Source organism: Roseateles sp. UC29_93 (assembly GCF_042695725.1).
GTDB lineage: Bacteria > Pseudomonadota > Gammaproteobacteria > Burkholderiales > Burkholderiaceae_C > Roseateles > Roseateles noduli_A.
Genome location: NZ_CP170545.1, coordinates 1255319 through 1273598, shown reverse-complemented (window position 1 = coordinate 1273598; position 18280 = coordinate 1255319). Strand labels below are relative to the sequence as shown.

The window sequence follows — 18280 nt, the reverse complement described above, 5'->3', positions numbered from 1 at the left end:
TACAGGCGGCGTTTCACCCCTTTACAAACGGGACAGTTTTAGGCCCCCGCGACTTGTAACAGCGTGGCATTCTTCGCTCATCCCCCGAGATAGGGGAAAACCATAAGAGGTGAATCATGGCGTTGAATACCAATCAGAAGATCGCGGCTGGGGCCGTTGGGGCGACCGTGCTGGTCGTGGCGGCCTTCTTCGCGGGCCGGCAGGCCGCGCCGACCTTGCCGGATTCGCCGGTGGCGGCGACCGAGCAGCAAGGCAACATCGTCGACCGCAATGGCGCCAACGCCGCGGACGAGGCCCGGGCGGCCCGCCGCTCCGGCGATGACGCCGTCCAGCAGCGTCCGGCCAACGACTCGCGCCGCGTCGCGCAGCAGCAGGCGCCGCGCGACGGCGGTTCGACCGGCTATGCGGACAACGCCGGCACGTCCGGCGCGGGCCAGACCGAGTCCCGCCTGTGCGCATCCTGCGCGACGGTGCTGTCGGTCCGTACCGAGGCGCGTGAAGGCCAGGGCACGGGCATCGGCGTCGTTGGCGGCGCGGTGGTCGGCGGCCTGCTGGGCAGCGCGGTCGGCGGCGGCACGGGCAAGAAGATCGCCACGGTCGGCGGTGCGGTCGCGGGCGGCTACGCCGGCAACGAGATCGAGAAGCGCCAGCGCAGCACCACCGTGTGGGTGGTCAAGATGCGCAACGCCGACCAGAGCAACCGCACGATGACGTTCAGCCACGACCCGGGTGTGCAGAACGGCGACATCGTGCGCGTGAGCGACGGTCAGCTGATCCGCCAGTAAACGCTGCGTCCCGGGCTTGCCCGGTGTTGCGACCGACGCCGACCTCCGGGTCGGCGTTGTCGTTTTCGAAGCGCCGACCCGGGCCGGCTACAGCCCGCTCCATCAGTTCGATCCGAACGAGGACTGACACGGGCGCTCCGCCATCGCTCACGCATCGCGCCCCGGCAGCGCGCGGCGCCACTGGATCGCTTCGGAGACATGCGATGCCGTGATGGCGTCACTCTCCGCCAGGTCGGCGACAGTGCGCGCGATCCGCAGCACCCGATGGAAGCTGCGCGCGGACCAGGCCAGCCGCGCCGCGGCGCGATGCAGCATCGCTTCGGCTTCCGGCGCCATGGCGAGATGCCGGTCCAGTTGTCCCGCCCCGAGCAGTCCGTTGGTGCATCCCTGCCGGCGGATGGCGCGGTCACGGGCCGCAGCCACGCGGGCGGCAACGGCGGCGCTGGTCTCGCCGTCCGCGGCCGCCGACAGGATCGCGGGCGGCAGCACTGGCACCTCCACCGTCAGGTCGATGCGATCCAGCAGCGGACCTGACAGGCGGTTCTGATAACGCGTGACCTGATCCGGCGAACATCGGCAGGCCTTGGTCGGATTGCCCAGGTGTCCGCAGGGGCAGGGGTTCATCGCCGCGACCAGCTGGAAGCGCGCCGGGAACTCCGCTTGATGCGCCGAGCGCGAGATGTGGACGCGGCCGGTCTCGAGCGGTTCGCGCAGGGCTTCGAGTGACATGCGCTGGAACTCCGGCAGTTCGTCGAGAAAAAGCACGCCGTGCTGGGCGAGGGTGATCTCGCCCGGCCGCGGCGGCGAGCCGCTGTGGCATTTTTCCATTGCTGCGACACGGTTACACGGGCCACAATGACTTAGCGCGAACTACTCTCAAATTGCTGCGACGGATATGAGCAAAATTGCTGCGACCGCCCCACAATACTCCTCAAATAGCTGCGACTACCCAGATCGCCCGCGCTCCGTTCGAAAGATCCCAAGGTCTTACCGGAACGTCACAGGACAAGTGTTCTTTCGTGACTCCGACGAAGGGGTTCCCTTTGAGTCGCTTCTTGAGCGGGACTACCTGTACTTGCAGAGGCACAGTCTGGCCGTGTCGGCGGTCGTCTCCCAGCCTTGTGAGATTCCCTTCGTCGCGCCGACGGGCCGCCAGTACACCTACACGCCGGACTTCCTGGTGATTTACCGCTCGACCACTGCCCCGGTCGACATGCAGCGAAAGCCACTGTTGGTGGAGGTGAAGCCGCAGAAGGATTGGCAACTGCACTGGCGCGAGTGGAGCTCGAAATGGAAGGCGGCTCGGCGCTATGCGATCTCCATGGGTTGGCGCTTCACCATCATGGACGAGAGCCGGATTCGTACCTTGGCACTGGACAACATTAACTTCCTGCGTCGGTATGACGATTTGGAGTTCGATGAGGCGCTCAGCGACTGCATCGTGGAGGACCTCGGAGAACTAGGCACGACGACCTTCGACTACCTGCTCACCAAGTACTTCCCGACCGTACATCGCGCCGAGGGCATTGCGCAGCTATGGAGCCTCGTGGCGAAGCGCAGGATCGAGTGCGATGTCTGTCTGCCACTGAACCTGAACACCTTCCTCTGGATTCCGACGAATGGCTAAAGAGAAGGAGAACGACGGCAGTGCTGACGCCGCCGTGACGATGAACCTGTCCACCTTCGTCATCGCGCAGGGGGCCCTCGTCAAACACGCGAGCGGTGTTTTCCGGGTCGACGAGGTGCTTGGGCTGGAGTCGGTCTTTGCGCGCAACCTCGACACTGGCCGTCCGGAGGTGCTTCGAGTTGCGGAGTTGGAAGCCATCGGCAGCCAGATCCCGCCCGCTTCGACGCAGGCGGTTGAGGGTATCCCTGAGCCTGACTGGGCCGAAGCAAGAGCGCGTTACGAGATCATCCGACCGCTGCTTGAGTCAGGAACTCCCACGCGTGTCCTATCCATCGCGAAGTGATGTGGGCAGCTGCCCTGTCCAGCGCTTGAAGGCACGGCGAAAAGAACGAGCATCCGCATAACCAAGCGCTTGTGCGACTTCTGAGATGGTCATAGTGGTGTTTGCGAGGAGATCGCGCGCACGTTCCAAGCGAGTGCTGTCCCGCAGCGCACGGAAGCTTGTATCGCGTTGCTCAAGCCGACGCCTCAACGTTCGCTCGCTAACGTTGACTAGGCTTGCCAGTTGCTCTTGGCGCGGAGCGTCTTGCAGGCCGTAACGCAATCGGTTCGCCACCGACTCTATGAGGTCGTCCTGGCCGATGGGCACTTGCAGCAGCCGGTTGAGTTGCTGACGAACTAGACCACTCGTTATGCGGTCATGGCCCGGCAGACGCGCTTGCAGCCACTTGGCCTCGATGGTCAAACGATGCTCGTCTGCCTGGAAGCGCACAGGGCAGCGAAAAAATCGTTCATACAGCCTGTGGTGATCGCCGCTTGGATAAGCGAGGTCGACTTGCAGTGGCCGAAAGCCTGGACCGACCATCGCACGCACGACCGCTACTGAGCCGGCAAACGCCTCCTCCACCAAAAATGCTTCGATCTCCAAGTCGAATAGGCGAGGCGATGCGCTTAGATGAACGCGCTGGCCGTCGGCTATCACGTGATGTTCCAGCAGCGATCCCGTTTGCGTCTGACGTTCCAGGCCGTAGTGCACAGCCTCCCCGAGCGTCTCACAGGTCAGCATGGCCAGGCCTGCCAGACCCCAGGACACTGGCGTTTCGCGCGCACCCACCGCCAGCCCGAGTGCGGGTTCATCCAGCATGCGCTGGGCTCGCAAAATGAGCGCGCGAGTCTGCTGGTGTGAGACGAGCACATCGGGCATCGTCAAATCCTGCGGGCTCAGTCCTAGGCCACGACAAAGCCGCTCTGGTGATATCCCGCGATCCTCGGCGAGCCCCAACACCATGCGAGCCACCCCGGGTACTAGGTTGGCGATGCGGCGCCCTTCGAAGGGATCTTTCTCGGATTGCGATTCAGTCATGGCGAACTCGGGTGGGAACCTGGCCGATTCGGCTCCTGATGGCCCGTTGGCGCAGCGCGCACAACAGCAAAGCCCTGGGCCAGGATGACCTCGGCGATATAGCCGACTAGTAAATCACGCCGTGCGTCCGAAGGTGTCTTCGAAGGATGTGGCTTGGCCCCAATTGCCCCCAATGTGGCCGAATTAGTTCCCTTTTTAGGGAACCTTGATCCCTAGAGTGCGAGCCCATCGACACCTGCATCGGTCCGCCGGAAGTTCCATGTCCGCAATTCCTACGTCTGCCTCCTCCCTCGTCCTCACGGCGAGCACCCTGATCGTCTCCGCTGTCTCCATGCTGATCCTCGCAGGGTGCGGCAACAACGCAGATAGCGCTGCGTCGCGAACCGCGCCGCGACCCGTACTGGTGGCCCCAGTGGTGCAAGCGCCGCTTGGCGGGCTGAGCTTTGCCGGTGAAGTGAGAGCCCGAGAACGCGCAGAACTGGCTTTCGCAGTGTCCGGCGTAGTACGACATGTTCGGGTTGAGCCCGGCGCAACCGTGCATCGAGGACAACTGCTCGCACTCATCGACCCGACGCCGCAGCAGGCTCAACTCGCAGTTGCCGACGCGGAGGGGCAACGTCTGCAGGCCGCGCTAGACGAAGCCCAGCGCCGAGAAGTACGGTTGAGAGCCGCCCGCGATAGCGGTGCGGCCACCGAGGCGGAATGGACCGCCATTCAAGCTGAAGTACGGGCTGCCCGTGCCACGGTGGCTTCCGCGCATGCGCAGCGCACCGCCGCAGCTTGGAGCCGGGAGCAGACTGAGTTGCGGGCCCCTTTTGATGGCCGCATTGCCATGCGCCAGCTAGAGGTCGGACAAGCGGTCGGCGCTGGCGCTCCGGTGCTGGCCGTCGAGGGCCGCGGTCGTGAATTGTGGCTGGCGCTGCCGGCTTCGCTCGCGCTGACTGCGGGCCAGTCCGTGAAGATGCGCGGAGCTGCGAACGTGGCCATCGGGAAAGTGCAGGAAATCGGCGCCCGACTGGAAGCCGGGGGCACCCGTCGCGTGCTGCTCAGCGTGCCAGACGAATGGCCCACGGGCGAAGCTGTGTCGGTGCAACTTTGGCCGTCCGATGGCAATGCAGCGCTGTTGGTGCCGCTGCGGGCAGTGCAGCTGGACTCGGCGCACCCGGGCCAAGGTCGTGTGCTGCGCCTGCCCGAAGGCAAAGACGTGCCGGACAGCGTGACCGTTCAACTTGGCGACGTGCAGGGCGAACGGGTAGAGGTGCGCAGTGGTTTGAAGCTGGGCGAGCAGGTCGTTGTGGCTGGTGGTCAAACCTTGGCTGCCGGTGAACGGATTATGGCAGTGAGCCGCCTGCGCTGAGGAGCACACTGTGAGCATTGCATCCTACGCGCTGAAGCGGCCGCGCTTCGCGTTCCTCGCCGCGCTGCTTCTGGTCCTGTCCGGTCTTTGGCTAGTGATGGACTTCCCATCCACGGAGGAGCCGCAGATCACCATTCGCACGGCCACCGTCCTCACGCTTGTGCCAGGTGCCTCCGTCGAGCGCATGGAGCAGTTGGTGGCGCGTCCATCGGAGGAGGCCATCCAGACACTGCCGGAGGTCAAGCGCGTGAAGACCACCGTGCGCCCCGGCTTTGCGTTCAGCTACGTCGAGCTGGAAGCTAGCGTCGGACCTCAAGCGCTACCTGCCGTCTGGCAGCGTCTTCGCAACCGGCTGGCTGAGGTGCAGCCACGCTTGCCACAGGGTGCTGTTGGCCCCATCGTGGATGACGAGTTCGGCCGCGTGGCCGTGCTCACCCTCGGCCTGACCGGTAACGGCTATACGCCTGGCGAGTTGCGTGACCAAGCTCGGCTGATGCGTGATCGCCTCTACCACCTGCCAGGAGTGGAGCGAGTCACGTTGCATGGCGTACGTGACGAGCAATTGCAGGTTAGCCTCGACATGGCAGCGCTGACTGCTCAAGGTCTTGCCCCGACGGCAGTGGCCGATGCGCTTTCTCGCCGCAATATTGTGGCGCCGGCCGGCTTCGTGCAGGTCGGTGGCGCACACCTTGCGCTGCAGGTCAGCGGGGATGCCACGAGCATCTCAGAACTGGCCCAGACACCGGTGCCTCTGCCGCGCGGGGGCTGGCTGCCGCTGGGACAACTGGCCCGCATCGAACGCCTGCCAGTCGACCCGGCCAGCTCTGGCGCCTTTGTCAACGGCCAGTCGGCTGCAGTACTCGCGGTGTCTATGGACCCCGGGCTGAACGTGACCAGCTTTGCAACGAGGCTGCGCGAGGAAATCAGCCGATTGGAAGGTCAGTTACCGGCTGGCATGTCGCTCGTGCCCATCACTGACCAGGCCCAGGTCGTCGGGAAGCAACTCAAGCAGGTCGGACAGGTGTTCCTGGAGACCACCGTCATCGTCATGGGCATCGTGGTTCTCTTCCTCGGCATGCGCACAGGCCTCATCGTCGGCGCCATCGTTCCAACCACGGTGCTAGGCAGCTTGGTGGTGATGAAGCTGCTCTCCATCGACCTACACATCATCTCTACCGGCGCAGTCATCATCGCTCTGGGCCTGTTCGTTGACAACGCCATCGTTGTCGCCGAAGACATGGAGCGGCGACTCAGTTTGGGGGAGCCGCGGGAGCAGGCCGCAGCGCAGGCTGGGCGTACGATGTTCGTGCCACTGCTTGTGTCGTCGCTGGCCATCATTCTGACGTTCATGCCGCTCGTGCTGAGTCAGACCGAAACCGGTGAGTACTTGCGCAGCATGGGCATCGTTATGGCGATCGCGCTACTGCTGTCGCTCGTGCTGGCGGTCACTGTGACGCCATTACTGTGCCAGCGGTTTGCACACCATCATGCGCAGCTCAGCCGCACGGCACGTGCCGTCGAAGCGCTGACAGGCTGGTACCGCGGCAAAGTGCGATGGGTGCTGGGTCACAAGACTTTGTACATCGGCAGCATGGTGGCGCTGCTGGTGGCTGCGGGCTGGCTATTCGGCCATGTGCCATCAGAGCTGATGCCGGCCTCCGAGCGGCGCCAGCTGCAGATGTCCATCGAGCTGGCGCCCGACAGCAGCGGCAACACCACGCTGCTGACCGCCAGCCGCATCTCCGAGGCTCTGGCAGATGCGAAGCGCTTCCCTGAGATTCAAAGTCAAGCGGTCTACGTGGGCGACGGCGGACCGCGTTTCATCCTGGCGCTCAACCCACCCACACCCGCCTCGCACCGTGCATACGCAGTGCTGAGCCTTGCGCCAAACACGACCCATGATCAGGCGCTCAAACGTCTGCGCGAGGACCTACCCAAGCTCTTCCCGGACGTGCGTTTCGAACCCAAACGATTCTCAATGGGGTCTGCAGAGTCAGGACTGGCGGTGTTCCGCCTTTCCAGTGCAGACGGCCATTCCCACCACGAGGCGGCCGCAAAGCTCACCGAGGCACTGCGCAGTCTGCCCGGTATCGTCGAGCTGAGCAGCGACGCCGAGCGTGCCATTCCTCAACTGCAAGTGCAGGTGGATCAGCTCAAGGCTACCGCTGCCGGTCTGTCCAGCGCTGACATCGCCCGCCAGCTCGACACCCTGCTTGCCGGCCAGGCCGTCACGCAGTTCCGTGACGGCGATACGTTGCTGCCAGTGGTGGTGCGCGGCGTAGCGGACGCACGCGAGCGCGTCGAGCAACTACGCGCCACGCCGCTGTTGCGCCCCGATGGCCGTGGCACCGTGCCTTTGGGCCAAGTGGCGCAAGTGCGGCTTGCCGCCGAACCCTCGGTCATCCAGCGCTACAACCAAGAGCGCACGATCACCGTCACGGCCAAGCATGCTCACTGGACCGCCCAGACCCTGGCCGACGCCGTGGCGAAAGAGACCGCAGTCCTTCAGAACGATGGCAAGGTGCGTATCGCACTTGGTGGGGAGATCGAAGAGAACGCCAGCGCTAACGGCGCTATCTCGTCCCTGCTTCCCGCTTGCGTGGTCGCGATGTTCCTCCTGTTCGTCTGGCAGTTTGAGAGCTTGCGAAAGAGCCTCATCGTGCTGGCAAGCATTCCCTTCGTCAGCATCGGCGCGGCCATAGCGCTCAAGGTCACAGGCACCACCCTTACCTTCGTCGGCACTCTGGGCTTGCTTGCACTGGCAGGCATCATCGTCAACAACGCGGTGCTGCTGCTTGACGCAATCGACGAGGCCCGCGCCAGCGGCATGCCAGCGCTTGAGGCCATCGAGGATGCGGCCGCGAAGCGGCTGCGACCGATCGTCATGACCAAGATGGTTTGCATCCTGGGTCTGGTGCCGCTGTACCTCTTCGGCGGCGCGGTCTGGAACAGTCTTTCCGTCGTGATGATGGGGGGGCTAGCTCTGGGCACGCTGATCACTCTGGGACTCATCCCTGCGCTCTACGCCGTCGCCTATCGCGTGCCGGCCCCGGCCCGTCCGGCCGCCTGACCCTTCGAAGCCATGACTGCAACCCTTCCTTGCCGCCGCTTCATGCCGGCCGCCCTGGTCCTGTCGCTGATCCTGAGTGGCTGTGCGTCGGTGTCCCCTGGCTCGCAGCTGGCGTCGCTTCAGGCCCGCCACGACGGGACACTGCCCGCCGCAGCCGGCCGAACGACGACGGCTGGCACCGCAGGTCGTGCCTGGTGGCAGGACTTACGCGATCCCGCTCTCGATGCACTTGTCGCCCAGGCCGAAGCGCGAAACCTCGATCTGCAGGCGTCCCTGGCCAGCGTCCGCGAGGCACGCGCACGTGCCGGTGGCGTGCAGGCCGAATCCCGCCCGCTCGGCAGCCTTGACGCTCAGGCCCAGGTTACGCGCCCGGCACTGACTGAGGTAGACCCCTATCGTCAAAGTTTGCCCCGACCGCCCGAGCGGCGTCTCATCACATTTGGTCAGGCATTGAGCTGGGAGATCGATCTGTTCGGTCGCGCCGGCACGGCCCGCGCTGCGGCTGAGCGCGAGGTGGATGCCAGCGCCGCCGACGCACGAGGGGCCCAAGCGCTGCTACAGGCCGAAGTGGTTCGCCGCTACGTGGCCCTGCGCCACGCTCAGCGGGCAGAACGCCTCGCGGCAGAGCAGGTGGCTGTAGGCGAACAGAGACTGGCTCGGCTACAAGCTCGAACTCGCGCTGGCTTGACCGATCCCCGCGAGGTCGATGCGGCCACGGCAGACCTGGCCCAATTGCGGGCAGCCCATGCCAGCTGGCTCGCCCAGGGGTCGGTGGAACTTGCCGCGCTCGCTGTGCTATTGGGCGAATCACCTGCACGGCCCAGTGCCGCGCTGCAGCGCCTGCTGCCACCGAGCGCGTTGCCCAGTGTGCCGGACGACGCAACGCTGACGGTCCCCGCCGACCTTCTCAGCCGCCGGCCCGATGTGGCCCGGGCTGACGCGCTGCTGCGCGCCGGACTTGGCCAGCAGGTGTTGGCTGAACGTGCCCACCTGCCCACCCTGTCGCTTGCCGCCACGCTGGGTCTGCAGCAAACCGCCGGTAACCTTGGTCAGTCCAACGCCGTACGCTACGCCGCTGGGCCAGTGTTGCGTTGGGAGTGGCTGGACAGTGGGCGCCGCGCTGCGCAAACCGCCGCCGTGAGGGCTGGCAACGAGCGAGTCTGGGCACAGTTCGAGCAAACCGTGCTCAATGCGCTGGCCGAAAGCGAGTCGGCCCTACGTAATTGGCAAGCCCAATGGCAGAGCTGGCAGCAGGCACATGCGGCGCTGCAGGCGGCGGATCAAATGCTGGCATACACAAGCCGCCGCTCAACGCTTGGGCTGGAACCGGAAGGCTCAGCACTTGCCGCTCGCCTTCAGCAGCTGGCCGCCGAGCAGCAGCATCTTCAGCAGCAGGCTCAGGCCCTTTCTGCCTACGCCCAGGTGCAGCTGGCACTGGCTGCTTGGCAGCCGCAGACCAAGCAATGACCGCGCCGCGCATCGTTATTGTCGGCGGAGGGATTGCCGGCCTTCTACTCGCTACTGGCCTGGGCCGAAAAGGCCAAGCTCGGGTGACGCTGGTGGATCGCAGCTTCACGCATGTGTGGAAGCCGATGCTGCACACCTTGGCTGCCGGCACTCGGGACGTGCAACTGCAGCGGGTGAGCTTTCTCGCCCACGCGCAGCGCCATGGCTATGCATTCGAGCCGGGCGAGTTGGTCGCGTTGGACCGTGTCGCGCGTCGCGTGCGCCTGGCACCGCTGCTCGCCGCCGACGGCTCAGTGGCCGTCGAGGCTCGTGATCTGCCTTACGACTGGCTTGTGCTGGCGCTGGGCAGCGGCATCAACGACTTCGGCACTCCAGGTGTTCGGACGCACGCGCACGCCATCGATAGTCAAGAGCAGGCTGAGCGCTTCAACACCGCGCTGCGCTCTCAGCTGTTGCGCGCAGCCCTTCATGACACGGAAGTGCGCGTGGCCATCGTCGGCGGCGGCGCCACGGGTGTGCAACTTGCAGCTGAACTCAGCCAGTTGATGGAATTGGCCTCTGGCTTCGGCGACGCGAGCATGCGGCGACGGTTGCGCCTCAGCCTTTTCGAGAGTTCGCCCCGGCTTCTAGCCGCTTTCCCCGAGCGCATTGCGGCGGCCAGCCAAGAGACGTTGCAGGCGTTGGGCTTCGAGATCCATACCGGCACGCGAGTGCGATCAGTTTCGGCCAGCGGCGTTGATGTGGCGGGACTGAGCCACCAACGGACTCACCTTACCGTCTGGGCAGCCGGCGTGAAAGCGCCCGACGTGCTGTCCGGAATTGGCGGCCTGGCTAGCAACGGCCAGCAACAGTTGCACGTCGCTCCCGGGCTTCACAGCACGGGGGATGAGCGCATCTTTGCCATCGGTGATTGCGCGAGCCTGCGGCAGGGCGGTAGCGAACGCCAGTTGCCCCCCACCGCCCAGGTCGCTACCCAGCAGGCCCAGCACTTGGTCCGCCACTTTCCGGCACTGCTGTGCGGACGGAAGGTGCCGGACTTCCGCCACCGTGATCTAGGTGCACTGGTTTCCTTGAGCCGCTATAGCGCCTACGGCACGCTCGGCAGTGCCGGCGTGCTGCCGGGCCATTTCCTCAGTGGAAAGGTGGCTCAACTCGGGCATGACTGGCTGCATCGGCGCCACCAAGCAGCGGTTCTGGGTTGGGCGCGCACTGGTCTGCTATGGGCAACCGAGCAGTTGCACCTCCGCGCGCTACCGCCCATCCGGCTGAGTTGAATCGAGACGCAGCGAACGGCACCAGCATGGCCTACCCATACATGTTCCGAGGGAATGATGCGGCACCGACAGTTGCGCAGGCAACGTCCTTGAACCGATGGATGCGGTGCGCAGCGCTGCTGGCGCTGGGGATGCTGACTGGCTGTTCCAGCTATCGGCCCTGGATCAACCCACCGCTGGCCCCCGTGTCTTCACCCGAGGAGCCACTGCGCTCCACGCAGCAAGCAGCATCGCAACCGGTGATGATGGCGGTCACGCTCTCGGGCGGCGGAGCGCGGGCCGCGGCCTTCGGGCTGGGCGTGCTGCGCGAACTCAAGGCCACCAATTTCACCCTCAACGGCCAGCCCACGACTCTGCTAGACCACACAGCGTTGATCAGCGGAGTGTCGGGAGGCAGCATCCTTGCAGCGCATTACGCTGCCTTCGGTGACGCGACGCTTGATCGCTTCGAATCGGACTTCCTGCTGGTGCCATTTGAGAGCCGCCTGATCCGCGAGGCGCTCTGGCCAGAACGGCTCTACAAGCTCACCTCTCCTTGGTACGGCCGTAGCCAGATCCTGGCGCAGCGGTTGGACGAACTCTTCGAAGGTCGCACCTTCGCAGACGTGCGCCAGCGCCCCGGGGCGCCCGACCTGATGATCACGGCTACCGACCTGACCACTGGTGCGCCTTTCGACTTCACCGCTGAGCAGTTCCAGCTGATCTGCTCGGACCTGGGTGCCACGCCGCTGTCTTTTGCGGTGGCGGCATCTTCAGCGGTCCCGCTGCTGTTGTCGCCGGTGACGGTACGCAACCATGCCGGCACCTGTCCACTACCCACCGTCCCAGTGTCGAAGGGACAGGACTACCGAACCCGCATGCTGCAGAGCAGCGTCGACAGCTACGGCAATGCTCAAGAGCGCCCCTTCATCCATCTTGTGGACGGTGGCGTTACCGACAACCTCGGCGTGAGGCTGATGCTAGACCGGCTGGTGGCCGTTGGGTCGATGAGCGCCAACTTCGCTGACGTGAAGCCCGGCACGCTGCGTCGGCTAGTACTCGTGACGGTGAACTCGGAGCGGGGTCTGGCTGAACGAATCGACAGCAGCGACCGGGTGCCATCCACGACGCAGGTGCTTGAGTCCCTCATCTTCGGCGCTGGCTCGCGCGAAACACAACTCACGCTGGCCCTACTCAACGACGACCTGCAGCGCTGGCGCGCAGAGGTCGAACGCATCCGCGGCCAGCCGGGAAGCCCTTTCGCAGCCGATGCCGAAATTCATGTCATCAGCGTCAGCCTGCACGACGTGCCCGACGACAAGGTCCGCCACTCGCTCCTGCGTGTGCCCACGGCTTTCACCATCGAGCGCAGCGATGTGATTGAACTTCAGCGCGCTGGAGCGGCCGCGCTCAGGAGATCGCCTGAGTTCAAAGCGCTGCAGGAGTCACTAGCGAATCTCCAGGCTCCCCGTTGAAGTATTTGCCTGGCGATTGAGCCAAGGCGTCTTTTAAGAGAGGCGAAGCGCAAGCTACGCCAAATGAAATAGATCGCCGAGTAATCCACGTGTCTTCGAGACTGCCAAGTCGTGCCCCCGGAGACAGATACAAATTGAAGGCGCAATGCCTGAGTTTTGCAAATTGAAATGAAAACGCTAGATTCCATCCCTTTTGCTGAGTACAGCGCTCACTTCCGGGGGGCGAACTTTCGGAATCCCACAATCTTGGGCGCCGGGGGGGCTTCGAGGCTTCTCGCGGTGGGGCCGTGCACACTTGAGCAAATCGCCAGGAGTTCGCTCGCGGCGATGGATCTGGTTCTATACCACGCGGGCCCATTGCCGCAACTTCCAGAGCCGATCAATCATTACGACGCCGTCCTTTTTGCACTAACGTTGCGGGAGCTACTGCCCGACGACGCCCTTTGGCATACCCCGATGGGCGATGAGTTGGCGTACCAAGCGCTCTACCGTCAAACCCGTCGCGACATGGAACAGCAAGTTCGGCGATTGCACGAGGTGGCGGAGCAGGGGCAGTGCCCCGCATTTTTCCTCAACTTCTGCGAGCCTGTTCTCAATCCAAATGGTCGGTTGATGCCCGCCGATTCTTTCGGGAACATCCGTCATTTCATCCATCAGTTAAATCTGGATCTCGACCGGATTTGCAGAGATCTTTCCAATTGTCACGCGGTCGACTTCGATGCAATTCTGAGCACGTACGGGAAGATGTATTTCACTGACGAATTCGTTGAGTGGTATTCACACGGATCTATGTTTCCCGTGCCTCGGGATGGGAGCAATGGGAGTCGGATGGAATCCACCCCGAGCATTGTTGAGCATTTCACGCTGATGTCTCCTCAGACCATAGCCGATGCCGTGGTCTGCGAGCTTTTGGCTCAGCTGAAAATACTGCGCCAGCAGGATCAGATCAAGCTGGTCGTTGTCGATCTTGACGACACTCTGTGGCGTGGCGTCATAGGCGACAGTGCTCTTTCAGAGGCTGAGTTGACCGAGGGCTCACTTCGCGCGCTAGTTGAGGGATGGCCATTGGGACTGGCGGAAGCGTTGCTCTACTGCAAAAAGCGTGGCGTCCTACTCGGCATCATTTCGCGTAACGACGAGGACTTCATTCGCAAAGTTTTTCCTGCAATCTTTGGGAGTCGGCTGAAATACGAAGATTTTGCAAGTGTTCTGGTGAACTTTTCGTCAAAGCCAGAAAACATGGCGACGATGCTCTCCCGCACCAATATCCTTCCGGGCAATACAATTTTTATTGACGACAATCCCCACGAGCGCGCGCAAATGCAAACTGCATTCCCAAGCATGCGTGTGTTGGGTCGGTACTTTCTTTACAGTCGACAGATATTGCTACACGCACCTGAGATGCAGGTGGCGCGAGTCAGCCCCGAATCGGCGCATCGGACCAAGATGATTCAAGCAAATGAAAGCCGACTCAAGTGGAAAGATTCTGTCAGCGCGCAAGACTACTTGCGCGAGCTCGGTGTGAAAGCGCACATGTTTAAGGTTACTCCAGGTGTGGGCACCAGTCGAGAATTGCGCGCCATCGAACTCATCAACAAGACCAATCAATGGAACTCGACCGGCGAGAAGGTGAGCCTGGATATTCTTGCTGCTGCCCAGGCCCGTGGGGAAACGCTACTCGGATTCTCTGTTGAAGACCGTTTCGGACACCACGGCGACGTCTGCTTTTTGCGTCTGCATGGATGCGATGTGATTCAGTTTGTGATGTCGTGTCGGATCGCGGGGCTGCAGATTGAGCGACTTTTGCTCGGCCATGCTTTGGCCAGTGAAGGTATCGCGGAAGCAAGAGTGCGATTTCTTCAAACCGGGAAAAATGCCGCATTCGAACGATTTGTCCGCTCCATCGGTATCGAAAAGGAGGAGCAATTCCTGGTTTCAACCGCAGTTCTTTGCGGCGAGGATGCTCATATCAGCTTCCAATGACTAGGCGGCGCACTAGTCGGCAGAGCATCAGTGGCCGTTTGAAGCTGTCGTAACTTAGCCGATCACGTGCCGCCTGATGCCGGGATGCAGGAGACAACGGATGAGTTCATCGAGTTCAACGAAATCGCTCTCGGCGACGTCTGGAGCGATTCCGCACAGCTTCGGGTCGCTGCATGATGCTGACGAACATGGGCTGCCTCTCCACCGCGGGCGGGCAAACAGGTTGCAAGAGCGCCCCAGACTTGCCATCGTTGATCGCCCAAGTCCGAGGACGGTTGCGGTCGCTTGTTGGGCGCCTGGTGAGTATCACTATGGGTACCAGGTCTGGACTCAAGCAGTTGCGCGGCGCAGCGCACTTTGCAGCTTGACCGGCGCGGCCATAGCCGACGGGGACCTCGTCTACGTGCCCAAGGCCATGGATCCGATGCCAAGAAACGCAGACATGATGATTTCGGTCGTCCAGGTGGGCGGCTGAATCGCTGTCCGTCATCACGACTGCGGTCCGCGCCGAACGTAAAACAACCAGTGAGCCGTTGATCGCTTTCGACCCCAGAGCGTGAGCCTTCCTTCACGCCGCGACCGACAGCGTCGGCTGCAGAGCGGCAGTCTGGTTAGGAACAGTGAGGCGGTCAGGGCGGGCAAGCGTGCCGGTCAATCGCGACCAGCGCCCGCAGCACGCATAAAGGATCAGCTAACCGTCCCTGCGCTCGAAGGTCACGGCATCGACAAAGCGTTGTTCGAGACTGTCGGGTCCGCAGCGGCATCTAGACGGACGCGCATGCTTGATGTGCTCAGGCCACCCATCGAGGGCGATGAGCAAAGCGCGCAAGTCCATCTGCCAACGAGGCTCGCCTAGCAACTAGTCCTCATGTTCGGGTGGGGGGCGGATCGCTGCAGGCTCTTGTTGGCGGTCGCCAAACTGGGTCCGGTGATTGGCAATGTTCGCCGAGGCGCCTTGGGCTTTGATTGCCTCGTTGATCTCGTCGATGGAGACGCCTCTTGACGCTACAAAGAGTCGCCTGAGTTCCGCGACCGACCGGTTGCGCACGAGTAACTCAAAGCGATGAGGTCCCAGCTGAACGAACTCCACAGCGTCCCCATCCTGGAGCTCGAATGCATCGATAACGTTGCGAGGCAACGCCACGCGTCCATCGGCGTCAAGGCGAGAAGTGATCACTTTTTTCCTCTGAAGGTCGGAGGCTGCGATCAGGCAAATGTACTTGCTAGCCCCGCCCAGTCCGAAGTCATTTCCCGCAGCGCCATTCCATCAACTATGCCTTGCCAAGCACGGATCGTTGGTATCCTTGACTGACTCAAGCGTCCGCCGCGCAACATGCCCGCCTCTGCAGAACAGCAGGTCATCACTTGGTACCAGATCGAGGATTTGGCGCAGCGCATCTTTTCCACCTGTGAGGACGCAAAGACTTGGCTTGCCGCGCCTCACCCGTTGCTCGGCGGGTTGTCGCCCCTTGATGCCGCTCGAACCTCGGCTGGGGCTGGAAAAGTGAGAGATCTGCTAGTTGCGCTGCAGTACGGCGGCGCCGCCTAAAAGTCCGCTGGCGGACCTCAAGCGCCCCCATGCTGGCTACTTCTTGAGACGCGGAGCAAACAGGTCCCGCACCGGGACTTCAAGGGCCTGAGCGAGACGCTCGATGTTGTCGATCGAGGCGTTGCGATGCAGTCGTTCGACGTGCGCGATGAACGTGCGGTGCAAGCCGCTCTCAAATGCCAGCGCCTCCTGGGACCAACCCCGTTCACTTCGAAGCCGGATGAGATTCAGCGCCAGCAGTTCGCGGGCACTGGAGGCAATCTCTATTGGCTTGATCCGTGGTGAAGACACCTGTGGAAGTCTTCACGCTAGTCGTCTTTGCGTCACCCGCGTTTAAGTCACAATCTACGCGATCCAAGGGATGCAGACATGAAACTCACCGAAGTAGTTCTCGACAACGGCCAACGAATTCGACTCGCCACGCTTACGGGGATCGTTATCAGCGCTCCAAGCGATCGCGTTGGTTCCGGGCGCAAGACCGCCGAATTGAGTTTGACCAACGACTTTGTTGTAGGTGCCCGTATGGGAGGTGATGTTCAGGGGTTCTGGCTGCAAGACGAGGCTGGTGTAGAGCGCTTCGTTCAGTTGAATGGCTTCGTGCTGCCGGCGCGCGAGGGGCACCGCGTGTCCGTGCTCTTCGGCGCACCTGCGTGGTTGCGAGACGGGGCTAGCTTTGGTGCTCGGAACCATTCGAGTGGGGACATGGTGTGCGACATCACTGTGCTACGCACGGCGCTTCGCAGCTGGGGAATCAATGTGGGGGCGCTGGGCAGCTTGCTGCGCTGGACCGCCGCGTTTGCCGGCCTCCTGGCGGCCATCGCATTCTTTGTGTCGAAGGGGCCGCTCGACAATCAAGCCGCGATGGCCCTGGGCTGGCTGTGCGTCGGTGCGGTCGTCGGAGTGCTGGCATGGCTTTTCGTTGGAAGCAATATTGGACCGGATGCTCGTGCTCGGCAGCTGGCAGCGCAGATTAACGAGGCCGGCGCCGCGGCGCTGCGATCTGCCTCCTGAGGGATCAGGCCGCCGGCCGGGCGCCCGGGGACCTCGTGGAGAATGGTCGAAGACTCGCGGGAGCTGCTGCTTGAGAGTGCTTTTTCTCGACTTCGATGGTGTACTTCATCCAGCCGGCGGCAAGCCCGGTGAGGTCCTGCCCTTCGAGTGGTTGCCGCAGCTCGCGGCGATCGTTGGACCGTTCCGCGATGTGGGCGTCGTCGTCCACTCCAGCTGGCGGGATTCGTATTCGGAAGAGTACATGCGGGACTTCCTTGAGCCTTTGGGCGATGCCTTCAAGGGCGTCGCGCCTCCAGGCCATAAGGCGCATGCCATTCGAAGATACTTGGAAGAACACCCAGAGATCGGCGAATCAGTGGTCCTGGACGACCAAGCTGAGGAGCTTCCTTCAATCAGGGGCGTACAGATCCTCGTTTGCGATCCGAGCCTCGGGGTGTCATGCCCCCGGCTGCAAGAACGACTTGTGGTTTGGTTGAAGGGGGGAAGCACGAACTAGGCGACCGCATTCACGCGGTGCCGCGGACCTAGAGGCTCGGACTTAGCTCACCGATCGGGGCTCCTCTGTGCTTCCCAATAAGCACGGAGCGGGTGCAGCGATGAGCGCGTTCACCTCTTGACCGCGCCACTCGTCGCGTTGGTCGTTCCGGATGTCTGGGCTCTGATTCGATGGCTGCCAATTCCCGGTCCAGACCGTCGAGCGGGACGCTCGCAGCATCCAATCGACGCCTTCGACATAGTCGAGCGGCGCAACTACCTTTCTTCGATAGCGATTCCACTTCACGAATAATTCGTTCAAGGCTATCAGGGGGAAATTATCCGCCCACCATAATTCCAAATAATTGACAGTCACCACCCGAATGACCGCACTTGAGCCGTCCGCCGACGGAGTTCAAGACTCGTATCCCCCGAGCTCGGCAGCCCGAGGTGCGCCCGTTTATGCGACGCTGGGCCAGCGGCGAAATCCAGTCGCAGCTATTTAGAGTGAGTCGCAATTATTTGAGATGCCGACAGCCGCCGCCGATCATCGCGGCGGACGAGGCGCTGTGATGCGGCGCGCGGAAGGCGCGTTGCGCCCACATCGACGGGCGGAACTGGCCGTTGGCGCTGAGCAGCGCGGCGGACTCCAGCGCCTCGGACTCCGACAAGGGCGGCAGCAGCGTCGGCAGCCGCTGCGCGAGCATCGATTTGCCGGTACCCGGCGGGCCGACCAGGAGCACGCTAGGCTTGTCAAGCCCAAATACGGACTTAGCACATTGCCACTCCGCTAGAGGATGAGACAGATGGCCGTGCTCCCGTGCCGCGTACCAAGTTCGCCGAGTAGATGAGCGTGCTTACATTGG

15 protein-coding genes and 2 pseudogenes are annotated in these 18280 nt (G+C 62.9%); 13 read left to right on the top strand and 4 right to left on the bottom strand.

Annotated features, from left to right (window positions below):
- Positions 1–116: 116 nt before the first annotated feature.
- Positions 117–785 carry a glycine zipper 2TM domain-containing protein gene (locus ACFJIX_RS05930; protein ID WP_377158421.1) on the top strand — a complete coding sequence of 223 codons (669 nt, stop codon included), beginning with the start codon at positions 117–119 and terminating at the stop codon, positions 783–785.
- 147 nt (positions 786–932) lie between these two features.
- Here ACFJIX_RS05930 and ACFJIX_RS05925 read toward each other — a convergent pair.
- Positions 933–1598, bottom strand: a pseudogene (locus ACFJIX_RS05925) (ATP-binding protein); the annotation flags it as partial.
- Positions 1599–1881: 283 nt separating this feature from the next.
- Between ACFJIX_RS05925 and ACFJIX_RS05920 the strand changes: the two are divergent.
- Positions 1882–2412, top strand: a complete 531-nt coding sequence (locus tag ACFJIX_RS05920) for a heteromeric transposase endonuclease subunit TnsA (RefSeq protein ID WP_377158419.1) — start codon at positions 1882–1884, stop codon at positions 2410–2412.
- Positions 2405–2755, top strand: a complete 351-nt coding sequence (locus tag ACFJIX_RS05915; protein WP_377158418.1) for a hypothetical protein — start codon at positions 2405–2407, stop codon at positions 2753–2755. Before ACFJIX_RS05920 ends, ACFJIX_RS05915 begins: the two co-directional genes overlap by 8 nt.
- Here the strand turns inward: ACFJIX_RS05915 and ACFJIX_RS05910 are convergent.
- Positions 2738–3775 carry an AraC family transcriptional regulator gene (locus tag ACFJIX_RS05910; protein ID WP_377158417.1) on the bottom strand — a complete coding sequence of 346 codons (1038 nt, stop codon included), beginning with the start codon at positions 3773–3775 and terminating at the stop codon, positions 2738–2740. The genes ACFJIX_RS05915 and ACFJIX_RS05910 overlap by 18 nt on opposite strands.
- 331 nt (positions 3776–4106) lie before the next feature.
- Between ACFJIX_RS05910 and ACFJIX_RS05905 the strand changes: the two genes are divergently transcribed.
- The 8 genes from ACFJIX_RS05905 (at position 4107) to ACFJIX_RS05870 (ending at position 15929) form a co-directional block, all read left to right on the top strand.
- On the top strand, positions 4107–5132 hold the full coding sequence (locus tag ACFJIX_RS05905; RefSeq protein WP_377158415.1) for an efflux RND transporter periplasmic adaptor subunit: 1026 nt from the start codon (positions 4107–4109) through the stop codon (positions 5130–5132).
- A 10-nt stretch (positions 5133–5142) separates the two neighbouring features.
- A complete protein-coding gene (locus ACFJIX_RS05900) occupies positions 5143–8202 on the top strand; it encodes an efflux RND transporter permease subunit (RefSeq protein WP_377158413.1) in 3060 nt (1019 codons plus the stop codon).
- Between the two features lie 12 nt (positions 8203–8214).
- Positions 8215–9669, top strand: a complete 1455-nt coding sequence (locus ACFJIX_RS05895; protein WP_377158411.1) for a TolC family protein — start codon at positions 8215–8217, stop codon at positions 9667–9669.
- Complete coding sequence (locus tag ACFJIX_RS05890) at positions 9666–10943, top strand: NAD(P)/FAD-dependent oxidoreductase (RefSeq protein ID WP_377158410.1); 1278 nt, start codon at positions 9666–9668, stop codon at positions 10941–10943. The genes ACFJIX_RS05895 and ACFJIX_RS05890 overlap by 4 nt, the downstream gene beginning before the upstream one ends.
- 89 nt (positions 10944–11032) lie before the next feature.
- A complete protein-coding gene (locus tag ACFJIX_RS05885) occupies positions 11033–12397 on the top strand; it encodes a patatin-like phospholipase family protein (RefSeq protein WP_377158408.1) in 1365 nt (454 codons plus the stop codon).
- Positions 12398–12724: 327 nt separating this feature from the next.
- Positions 12725–14380, top strand: coding sequence for an HAD-IIIC family phosphatase (locus tag ACFJIX_RS05880; RefSeq protein ID WP_377158406.1), 1656 nt, complete (start codon positions 12725–12727; stop codon positions 14378–14380).
- 76 nt (positions 14381–14456) lie between these two features.
- Positions 14457–14855: a DUF3331 domain-containing protein gene (locus ACFJIX_RS05875; protein WP_377158404.1), complete on the top strand. Its 399-nt coding sequence runs from the start codon at positions 14457–14459 to the stop codon at positions 14853–14855.
- 858 nt (positions 14856–15713) lie between these two features.
- The gene (locus tag ACFJIX_RS05870; RefSeq protein WP_377158402.1) at positions 15714–15929 is read left to right on the top strand and encodes an antitoxin Xre/MbcA/ParS toxin-binding domain-containing protein; all 216 of its coding nucleotides are present in this window, start codon (positions 15714–15716) and stop codon (positions 15927–15929) included.
- Between the two features lie 36 nt (positions 15930–15965).
- Here ACFJIX_RS05870 and ACFJIX_RS05865 read toward each other — a convergent pair whose 3' ends face one another.
- A complete protein-coding gene (locus ACFJIX_RS05865) occupies positions 15966–16220 on the bottom strand; it encodes a helix-turn-helix domain-containing protein (RefSeq protein ID WP_377158401.1) in 255 nt (84 codons plus the stop codon).
- A 78-nt stretch (positions 16221–16298) separates the two neighbouring features.
- On the opposite strand from ACFJIX_RS05865, the gene ACFJIX_RS05860 reads away from it, so the two are divergent.
- Complete coding sequence (locus ACFJIX_RS05860; protein WP_377158400.1) at positions 16299–16940, top strand: hypothetical protein; 642 nt, start codon at positions 16299–16301, stop codon at positions 16938–16940.
- 76 nt (positions 16941–17016) lie between these two features.
- The gene (locus ACFJIX_RS05855) at positions 17017–17436 is read left to right on the top strand and encodes an HAD domain-containing protein (RefSeq protein WP_377161634.1); all 420 of its coding nucleotides are present in this window, start codon (positions 17017–17019) and stop codon (positions 17434–17436) included.
- Positions 17437–17950: 514 nt separating this feature from the next.
- Here ACFJIX_RS05855 and ACFJIX_RS05850 read toward each other — a convergent pair.
- Positions 17951–18160, bottom strand: a pseudogene (locus tag ACFJIX_RS05850) (ATP-binding protein); the annotation flags it as partial.
- Positions 18161–18280: the final 120 nt, after the last annotated feature.